Annotated in this window: 6 protein-coding genes; 4 read left to right on the top strand and 2 right to left on the bottom strand. The window is 67.6% G+C overall.

Annotated features, from left to right (window positions below):
* Positions 1–71 precede the first annotated feature (71 nt).
* From J3S89_RS00495 to J3S89_RS00505, 3 genes are all read left to right on the top strand, one after another.
* Positions 72–278, top strand: a complete 207-nt coding sequence (locus J3S89_RS00495) for a ParD-like family protein (protein WP_217925503.1) — start codon at positions 72–74, stop codon at positions 276–278.
* A 1-nt stretch (position 279) separates the two neighbouring features.
* A complete protein-coding gene (map, locus tag J3S89_RS00500) occupies positions 280–1,059 on the top strand; it encodes a type I methionyl aminopeptidase (protein WP_217925504.1) in 780 nt (259 codons plus the stop codon).
* A 135-nt stretch (positions 1,060–1,194) separates the two neighbouring features.
* The gene (locus J3S89_RS00505; protein ID WP_217925505.1) at positions 1,195–1,461 is read left to right on the top strand and encodes a hypothetical protein; all 267 of its coding nucleotides are present in this window, start codon (positions 1,195–1,197) and stop codon (positions 1,459–1,461) included.
* Positions 1,462–1,522: 61 nt separating this feature from the next.
* Here J3S89_RS00505 and fumC read toward each other — a convergent pair whose 3' ends face one another.
* Both fumC and acnA read right to left on the bottom strand, forming a co-directional pair.
* Complete coding sequence (fumC, locus tag J3S89_RS00510; protein ID WP_217925506.1) at positions 1,523–2,920, bottom strand: class II fumarate hydratase; 1,398 nt, start codon at positions 2,918–2,920, stop codon at positions 1,523–1,525.
* Complete coding sequence (gene acnA / locus J3S89_RS00515) at positions 2,917–5,640, bottom strand: aconitate hydratase AcnA (RefSeq protein WP_217925507.1); 2,724 nt, start codon at positions 5,638–5,640, stop codon at positions 2,917–2,919. Before acnA ends, fumC begins: the two co-directional genes overlap by 4 nt.
* A gap of 369 nt (positions 5,641–6,009) precedes the next feature.
* On the opposite strand from acnA, the gene J3S89_RS00520 reads away from it, so the two are divergent.
* A complete protein-coding gene (locus J3S89_RS00520; protein ID WP_217925508.1) occupies positions 6,010–7,896 on the top strand; it encodes a putative bifunctional diguanylate cyclase/phosphodiesterase in 1,887 nt (628 codons plus the stop codon).
* The last annotated feature ends 31 nt before the right edge of the window (positions 7,897–7,927 follow it).

Below are 7,927 nucleotides of genomic sequence, written 5' to 3' on the forward strand. Positions count from 1 at the left end.
GCCTCGGCTCGATTGACGGAGAATATGCGATCCATATATGTTTCATATGTTCATTGGATCGAGGGAGCACCATGGGTATCGTGAAGATCGACGACGGGCTGCACGAGGACGTGCGCCGGGCCAGCGCGGTGATGTGCCGGTCCATCAATGCTCAGGCCGAGTTCTGGATGAAGATCGGCAGGCTCGCCGAAGCTCACCCGACCCTGTCCTTCAACGACATCGTGAAGCGGCAATATGCGCTGGCCGAGGTGCGTCTCGACGACGCGGCGGCAGCCTGAAATGGTCAAGTCGTCGGACGAACTCGCGATGATGCGGATATCCGGCCGTCTGTTGGCATCCGTCTTCGAGATGTTGGATGGGATCGACCTCGCCGGCCGATCGACTCTCGAGATCGACGCTCTGGTCGAACGCTTCATCACCGTCGATCTCGCCGCACGTCCCGCGAGCAAGGGACAATACGGCTTCGCCCATGTTCTGAACTGCTCGATCAATCATGTCGTCTGTCACGGCGTGCCCGACGCGAGCGAGATCATTCGCGACGGCGACATCATCAACCTCGACATTACCCTCGAGAAGAACGGCTTCATCGCGGATTCCAGCAAGACCTACGTCGTCGGCGACGCTTCACCGGCGGCTCGGCGACTTGTGCGGGTCGCCCGCGAGGCGATGTGGAAGGGGATCGGGCAAGTACGCCCCGGCGCCCACATGGGCGACATCGGCCACGCGATCGAACGCCATGCCAAGCGGAACGGATGTTCGGTGGTTCGGGAATACTGCGGTCACGGCATCGGGCGGGAGATGCACGAGGAGCCTCAGGTGCTCAACTTCGGCCGCCCGGGGACGGGATTGGAGTTGCGTGAGGGCATGGTCTTCACCATCGAGCCGATGGTCAATCAAGGCACCCGCCGGGTTTCGACGGCGAGCGACGGTTGGACGGTGATGACCGACGACCGCAAGCTCTCCGCCCAGTTCGAGCATACGGTCGCCGTCACGCGGACCGGCGTCGAAGTCTTGACCTTGCGCCGCGATGAGGTGTCGATGCCTGAAGCAAAAGTGTGACGGTACTGATCGCGGGGACTTCATGGCGCGCGAGAACGTTATAGGCCATTCCTGCGACGGCCCTTCGTCAGGGATGTAGACGATCACCTCCACAGCCATGGCTTCCTGCACGTCGACGGTGGCCTGTGGCGCTCGGTGCCGGCGTTCGACGTCAATCCCTTTCCCGAGCGGGCGCGCGAATTGAAGACCCGGATCTCCGAGGAGGCCGGACCGGAGGTGAGGATCGACGGTTTGATGAGCGTGCTGCCGTATTTCCGAATGTCGCGCGACACGGCCGTGACGATCCTCGCGCAAGTGGAGGAAGCGGTTTTGCGATGGCGTGACATCGGCCGCCAGATCGGGATGACCACCCGAGAGCTCGACCAGTTCGCTGATGTCATCGAGCACGAGGAGAGGGCTTGAGGCGAGGAGGATCGTCGCCGCGGCCTGACGGTTCTCGCGAGTCCGCATCATCGGTGGTTCGTCACACCATGGCCGCCGGCACCACCCAGCGATCGAAGTCCTCGGCGCGGATCTTGCCGGAGGCGATCGCCTCCTGCCGGAGCGTCGTTCCGTTGTGATGCGCCGCCTTGGCGATCGCCGCCGCCGCGTCGTAGCCGACATGGGGGGCGAGCGCGGTGACCAGCATCAGCGAGCGCTCCACCAGATCGGCGATCCGCGCTCGATCCGGCTCGATGCCGCGCGCGCAATGGGTATCGAACGAGGTCATGGCGTCGGCGAGCAGGCGGATCGACGTCAGCATGTCGAAGGCGATCACCGGCTTGAAGACGTTGAGCTCGAATGCCCCCGACGCCCCGGCGAAGCCGATCGCCGCGTCGTGGCCGAAGACCTGGACACAGACCATGGTCAGCGCCTCGCACTGGGTCGGATTGACCTTGCCCGGCATGATCGACGAGCCCGGTTCGTTCTCCGGAATGGTGATTTCGCCGAGCCCCGAGCGCGGCCCGGAGGCGAGCCGGCGAACGTCCTCGGCGATCTTGAACAGGCTCGCCGCCAGTCCTTTCAGCGCGCCGTGGGCGTGGACGATCGCGTCGTGGGCGGCGAGCGCCTCGAAACGGTTGGGCGCGGCGACGAAGGCGAGGCCCGTCGCCTCGGCGAGCCCGGCCGCCACCCGTTCGCCGAAGCCTTTCGGCGCGTTGAGCCCGGTGCCGACGGCGGTGCCGCCGATCGCCAATTCGAGGAGATGCGGGAGGCTCGCCACGACATGGGTCTCGGCATGCGCGAGTTGCGCCGCCCAGCCCGAGATCTCCTGCCCGAGCGTGAGCGGCGTCGCGTCCTGGAGATGGGTGCGGCCGATCTTGACGATGTCGGCGAAGGCCGCCGCCTTGGTGTCGAGTGTCGCGCGCAGCCGCCGCAGGGACGGCAGCAGATCCTCGACCAGCGCGCCGGTGATCGCCACGTTCATGGCGGTCGGGAAGACGTCGTTGGAGGACTGCGAGCGATTGACGTCGTCGTTGGGATGGACGAGACGCCCCTCGCCGATCGGCCCGCCGAGGAGCTGCGAGGCGCGGTTCGCCAGCACCTCGTTGACGTTCATGTTCGACTGTGTGCCCGATCCGGTCTGCCAGACGACGAGCGGGAACTCGCCGTCGTGGCGACCGGCGGCGACCTCGTCCGCCGCCCGGCCGATGGCATCCGCCTTCGTCGGGTCGAGCCCGGCGAGTTCGGTGTTGACGCCCGCCGCGATCTTCTTGATCAGCGCCAAGGCGTGGACGATGCGCGGCGGCATGCGATCCTCGCCGATGGCGAAATGGGCGAGCGAGCGCTGCGTCTGCGCCCCCCACAGCCGATCGGCCGGGACGGCGATCTCACCGAACGTGTCGCGTTCGAGCCGACGGGCGGCGTCACGGATCTCGCTCATCGGGCGTCTCCCCGCGCGTCGACCAGATGCCGCAGCACCGCCGGCAGGATGCCGCCGTTGCGGAAATAGTCGAGTTCGTCGGCCGTATCGATTCGCGCCGTCACCGGCACGACGATGCGCGAACCGTCCGCCCGCACGATGTCGAGCGTCAACTTCGCCCGCGGGGCGAGGGCGGTGAGCCCGCCGATCGACACGGTCTCGGCGCCGGTCAGCCCCAGCGTCTCCCAGCCGGTACCGTCCTCGAACTGCAGCGGCAGCACGCCCATGCCGACGAGGTTGGAGCGGTGGATGCGCTCGTAGGACCGCGCCACCACGGCCTTGACGCCGAGGAGCCGCGTTCCCTTTGCCGCCCAATCGCGCGACGAACCATTGCCGTATTCGACGCCGGCGAAGACGACGAGCGGCACGCCCTCGTCCGCATAGCGGCGAGCGGCATCGTAGATCGCGACCCGTTCGCCCGAGGGCTGGTGAACGGTGAAGCCGCCCTCGACGATCGCCCCCGCCTCGTCGCGGACCATGGCGTTCTTGATGCGGATGTTGGCGAAGGTGCCGCGGATCATCACCTCGTGATTGCCGCGCCGGGTGCCGTACTGGTTGAAGTCCCGCGGCTCGACGCCGTGGGCGAGGAGATACCGGCCGGCCGGCGAGGTGGGTTTGATCGAGCCGGCCGGCGAGATGTGGTCGGTGGTGATCTTGTCGCCGAGGAGGGCGAGGATGCGCGCGCCCTTCACGTCGGAAATCGCCGGCGGCGACCGCGTCATCCCCTCGAAATAGGGTGGGTTGCGGACATAGGTCGACGCGTCGTCCCAGGCGTAGGTCTCGCCGCCGGTCACCTCGACCGCCCGCCAGCGCTCGTCACCGGCGAAGACCTCGGCGTATTTCTCGCGGAAGAGGGCGCCGGTGACGTGTTTCGCGATCACCGCGTCGATCTCGGCCGTCGACGGCCAGATGTCGGAAAGGAAGACCGGCTTGCCGTCCGCACCCATTCCCAGCGGTTCGCGAGTCAGATCGATACGGGTCGAGCCGGCCAACGCGTGGGCGACGACGAGGGGCGGCGAGGCGAGCCAGTTCGCCTGTACGTCGGGCGAGATGCGGCCCTCGAAGTTGCGGTTGCCGGAGAGCACGGCGCTCGCGACGATGCCGTTCTCGGCGATCGTCCGGGAGATCGCCGGGTCGAGCGGGCCGGAATTGCCGATGCAGGTGGTGCAGCCGAAGCCGACGATCTGGAAGCCGAGCGCGTCGAGATCGTCCTGCAGGCCGGAGGACTTCAGATAGGCGGCGACCACTTGGCTCCCCGGCGCCAGAGAGGTCTTCACCCACGGTTTGGTCCTGAGCCCGCGTTCGCGCGCTTTGCGGGCGAGGAGACCGGCGGCGACCAGCACGGAGGGGTTGGACGTGTTGGTGCAGGAGGTGACGGCGGCGATGACGACGTCGCCGTGGCCGAGGTCGAAGTCGGTGCCCTCGACCTTCCAACGCCGTCCGGCCTCGCCGGGCTTGCGATACTCGCCCGCCAGCGCCGCGTCGAAGACGACCGGCACCGAGCCGAGCGCCACCCGCCCCTCCGGCCGCTTCGGCCCGGCGAGCGACGGCTCGACCTCCGTCAGATCGAGTTCGAGCGTGTCGGTGAAGAGTGGATCGGCGGTCGTCTCGTCGCGGAAGAGCCCCTGCGCCCGCGTATAGGCCTCGACCAGCGCCACCTGCTCGTCGGAACGGCCGGAGAGGCGGAGATAGTCGAGGGTGACGGCGTCGACGGGGAAGAAGCCGCAGGTCGCGCCGTATTCCGGCGCCATGTTGCCGATCGTGGCGCGGTCGGCGAGACCGAGCGCCGAGAGGCCGGGGCCGAAGAACTCGACGAACTTGCCGACGACGCCCTTCTTGCGCAGCATCTGCGTCACGGTGAGGACGAGGTCGGTCGAAGTGACGCCCTCGCGCAGCCGTCCCGACAGACGGAAGCCGATCACTTCCGGAATCAGCATCGACACCGGCTGGCCGAGCATCGCCGCTTCCGCCTCGATGCCGCCGACGCCCCAGCCGAGCACGCCGAGACCGCCGACCATGGTGGTGTGGCTGTCGGTGCCGACGCAGGTGTCGGGATAGGTGACGACGGTGCCGTCGGCGCTCTCCCGCGTCCATACGACCCTGGCCAGGTATTCGAGATTGACCTGATGGCAGATGCCGGTGCCCGGCGGCACCACACGAAAGTCGCGGAACGCCTTCTGCCCCCATTTGAGGAAGGTGTAGCGCTCCTGGTTCTGCTCGTATTCGCGCGCCACGTTGCGCGACAGGGCGGAGGCGTTGCCGAAGTAGTCGACGACGACCGAATGGTCGACGACGAGATCGACCGGGATCTGCGGATTGATCTGGTCCGGCGAACCGCCCAGCGCCACGACCGCGTCGCGCATCGCGGCGAGATCGACGACGGCGGGAACGCCGGTGAAATCCTGCATCAGCACGCGGGCGGGGCGATAGGCGATCTCGCGCGCGGCCCGCCCCCGTGTCTCACCCCAGGCGGCGAGTGCCCTGAGATCGTCGGCGGTCACCGAGCGGCCGTCCTCGTGGCGCAGGAGGTTCTCCGCCAGCACCTTGAGCGAGAAGGGCAGGCGGGAGAGCCCCGAAAGGCCGTTCGCCTCGGCGGTGGCGAGATCGAAGCAGACGAAGGGCCGTCCGCCGATCGTGACGGTGCGGCGGGTGGAGAACGTGTCGGGGTGGGAAGCGATCATGTCCGGTCTCCAGGGAGGGGGGAGTACGGCGTATCCCTTCCATATGGGCCGCGCGGACGAAGATTGCAGGACGCTTCACCATCTCGTGTCGTCCGACCGCGACGCCGGCGATCGACCGGGAACACCCTTGCAAAGTTGCTCGAGGTCATTTCTTCGAAGGGGTCCTGTAGAGACGGGGTTCGGTCGCTCGATCGACTGACCGTGATCGCATCTTTCCTCGTCACCGAAGCTCCGCCGAGTTTCGGGCGAGACGAAGCTTGACCGATCAACTCTCAGCAAGGAGTATCGGTCATGATCGTCCGCCGTGCATCGAAGGATGGCCTCCAACTTGCCGATGATTCCGTCGCAGCGCTTTCGGGAGGGTAATTCATGAAGTGTCCCCCGATCCCGCCGAACGAGACCGAGCGACTGAAGGCTCTGTCCGATTACGGTCTGGGGGACGAACGCCCGCTGCCCAGTCTCGACTCGGTCGTGCGGATCGCGGCGCGCATGTTCGACATGCCGGTCGCCGCCGTGAACATGATCGGCTCGGACCACGTCTTCTTCGCCGCCAGCGTCGGCGTCCGCGAGGTGGACATGCGGCGCGACGTATCGTTCTGCGCGCATGCGATCACGCGCGACGGCGTGATGGTGGTGCCCGACGCGACCGGCGACGAACGTTTCCACGACAATCCGCTGGTCACCGGGCCGGCCGGACTGCGGTTCTACGCGGGGGTTCCGCTGGTCTCCGCCGGCGGTCAGGCGCTCGGGGCGCTCTGCGTGATCGATCGCCGACCCCACCCGGAATTCTCGCGTGACGACGAGGAGCGCCTGCGCGAACTGGCGCTCATGGTGTCGGACCGGCTCGAACTGCGGCGCATCGAGGTCGCCGCCGAGCCGACTGCGCAGGTGGAGCTGCCGGCAGACGTGGCGGCTCGTCACCGCGAGACCGAGGAACTCTTCCGGCTCGCCAACTTCGACCTCCTCACCGGCCTCGCCAATCGCGGGCGCTTCTTCCGGCTGGTCGAGGAGACCTTGGCGGAACCGACGGCCGCCGCCGTGGTGATGATCGATCTCGACGGCTTCAAGGACGTCAACGACACGCTCGGACATGCCGTCGGCGACGGCATCCTGCGCGAGGTGGCAGCGCGGCTGGCGCTCCGCGTCGGGGAAGACGACGCGGCGGCGCGGATCGGTGGCGACGAATTCGCGATCCTGTTGCGCGGTGTGCGCGAACCGGCACGGGCCATGTCGGTCTCCGATGCGATCAACCACGACATCGCGCGTCCGATCGTCATCGACGGACAGGAGATCCACGTCGGGGCGAGCTGCGGCGTCGCGCTCGCCCCGCTCCACACCGGCAATCCGATCGAACTGCTCGGCAACGCCGATCTCGCGCTGTTCCGCGCCAAGACCGACGGACGCGGCCGATCCTTCGCCTTCCAGCCTGCGCTGCGCATGGAGGCGGCGGCGCGGCGTCTCTACGGCATGGAGATCCATCGGGCGGTGAAGGCGGGCGAGTTCCTCCTCTTCTATCAGCCCCAGGTCCGCCTGACCGACGGCGCGCTGACCGGAGCGGAAGCCTTGATCCGCTGGTTTCACCCGCAGCGCGGGCTCCTCGCTCCCGCCGCCTTCCTACCGGCCCTCGAGCGCGGTCCGCTGGCCGCGACCGTCGGGTCCTGGGTCCTCGACCAAGCCTGCGCCCAAGCGGCCTTCTGGCGTCGCAACGGCGCGGAGACTTTCCGCATCGGCGTCAACCTCTTCGCCGCCCAGTTCCGCGTCGGCGACCTCGCGACCGAGGTGATCGATGCCCTCGACCGCCACGGCCTTCCGCCCGACGCGCTCGAGCTCGAGATCACCGAGAACATCGCGCTCGATCTCGACGAGATCGTCCTCGAGCGGTTGGGGCGGCTTCGCGCCCACGGCGTCGGGCTCGCCGTCGACGACTTCGGAACCGGCTTCGCCTCGCTCAGTCTGTTGAAGAGCTACCCGCTGACGCGCATCAAGATCGACCGCTCCTTCGTCACCGGCATGCTGAACTCGGGCAAGGATGCTTCGGTCGTCCGGGCGATCCTCGACATCGCGCGGGCCTTCGATCTCGAGACGATCGCCGAAGGCATCGAGGAAGAAGCGCAACGCGACGATCTCCTGCGCCAGGGATGCCGAGAGGGGCAGGGCTACCTCTTCGGCAAACCGATGCCGGCGCCGCTCTTCGCCGAGACCTTCGGCATCGCGCCCGCCGTCCATTGCCCGGTCGCTCACCAGGAGGCGGGTTGATCGCGCGAACGGGGACGAAGTCGGGAGGGAA

The sequence above is a fragment of the Pinisolibacter aquiterrae genome, assembly GCF_019160155.1.
GTDB classification, from domain to species: Bacteria; Pseudomonadota; Alphaproteobacteria; order Rhizobiales; family Ancalomicrobiaceae; genus Pinisolibacter; species Pinisolibacter aquiterrae.

Coding starts and splice junctions, on each gene's coding strand:
- J3S89_RS00495 (WP_217925503.1), top strand. CDS start 72: ATGGGTATCGTGAAGATCGACGACGGGCTGCACGAGGACGTGCGCCGG.
- map (WP_217925504.1), top strand. CDS start 280: ATGGTCAAGTCGTCGGACGAACTCGCGATGATGCGGATATCCGGCCGT.
- fumC (WP_217925506.1), bottom strand. CDS start 2,920: ATGAGCGAGATCCGTGACGCCGCCCGTCGGCTCGAACGCGACACGTTC.
- acnA (WP_217925507.1), bottom strand. CDS start 5,640: ATGATCGCTTCCCACCCCGACACGTTCTCCACCCGCCGCACCGTCACG.
- J3S89_RS00520 (WP_217925508.1), top strand. CDS start 6,010: ATGAAGTGTCCCCCGATCCCGCCGAACGAGACCGAGCGACTGAAGGCT.